The organism is Nesterenkonia ebinurensis (genome assembly GCF_008711175.1).
Taxonomy (GTDB): domain Bacteria; phylum Actinomycetota; class Actinomycetes; order Actinomycetales; family Micrococcaceae; genus Nesterenkonia; species Nesterenkonia ebinurensis.
The window spans coordinates 1-1,388 of the sequence record NZ_VWNF01000030.1; the positions used below are offsets into that span (position 1 = coordinate 1).

Genomic DNA, 1,388 nt, shown 5'->3' on the forward strand with positions numbered 1-1,388 from the left:
GGGACTGTCTGATTAACGGTGGAAATGGTTTGGCATGATCCGAAAGGGAATCATGTCTGAAGACACCACCACCGAATCCATAGCTGAGCAGTTGCCGCAGGAGATGATCGATCCTGTGACAGGAGAGATCATCGATCAAAAACGGCTGGCTGAGCAGCTGCTGGCCCAAGCCAAAGAGCAGAATATCGATCTGGTCGGCCCCGACGGGCTGCTCAACGACCTAACGAAGACGGTGCTGGAAACAGCTCTGGATGCCGAGATGACAGATCATCTGGGTTACGACAAACACGAAGCTGCCGGGCGTAACGGGGCGAACTCGCGCAACGGCACCCGTACCAAGACCGTGCTGACGGAGATCGGCCCAGTCCAGATCGAAGTGCCCAGGGATCGGGATGCCTCCTTTGATCCACAGATCGTGCGTAAACGCCAGCGCAGGCTAACGGGTGTGGATGAGATCGTGTTGTCGCTGACTGCCCGGGGACTGACCACCGGGGAGATTGCCGCCCACTTCGATGAGGTCTACGGGGCCAAGGTTTCTAAGGACACCATCAGCCGGATCACCGAGAAAGTCGTCGAGGAGATGACTGACTGGATGCACCGACCGCTGGACAAGATTTATCCAGTGATCTTCATTGACGCTTTGGTGGTCAAGGTCCGTGACGGGCAGGTCACGAATAAGCCGATTTATGTGGTCATTGGAGTCACCGTCGATGGAGAACGCGACATCCTGGGACTCTGGGCCGGCGATGGTAGTGAGGGAGCGAAGTTCTGGCTCAGTGTGTTCACTGAGCTGAAGAACCGTGGCATCGAGGATGTGTGCATCGCGGTCTGCGACGGGCTCAAGGGGCTGCCTGAGGCGATCACCACCGCCTGGGAATATGCCACGGTCCAGACCTGCATCATCCACCTGATCCGCAACACCTTCCGATTCGCTTCAAAGAAGTACTGGGAGAAGATCAGCAAAGATCTTAAACCGGTCTACACCGCACCGTCCGAGGCGGTGGCGAAGGAACGCTTCGCTGAATTCGATGCCACCTGGGGTAAGCAGTACCCGGCCATCAGCAAGCTCTGGACCAACGCCTGGGACGAGTTCGTACCCTTCCTCGATTATGACGCCGAAATTCGCCGGGTGATCTGCTCGACTAATGCGATCGAATCGATGAACGCCCGCTACCGGAGAGCGGTCAAGGCCCGAGGGCATTTCCCCAACGAGGCGGCCGCGCTGAAATGCCTGTATCTTGCTACCAGGGCCCTGGACCCTACCGGGAAGGGCCGAGCACGCTGGGCCACCCGCTGGAAGCCAGCCCTAAACGCCTTCGCCATCACCTTCGAAGGACGCCTCAACTAAAAAAGCGCCAGACCAGATACACCGTTAATCAGACACTCCC

1 protein-coding gene is annotated in these 1,388 nt (G+C 57.9%); it reads left to right on the top strand.

From position 1 onward, the window contains the following. Positions 1-103 precede the first annotated feature (103 nt). Positions 104-1,348: an IS256 family transposase gene (locus tag F0311_RS09365; RefSeq protein WP_150461688.1), complete on the top strand. Its 1,245-nt coding sequence runs from the start codon at positions 104-106 to the stop codon at positions 1,346-1,348. The last annotated feature ends 40 nt before the right edge of the window (positions 1,349-1,388 follow it).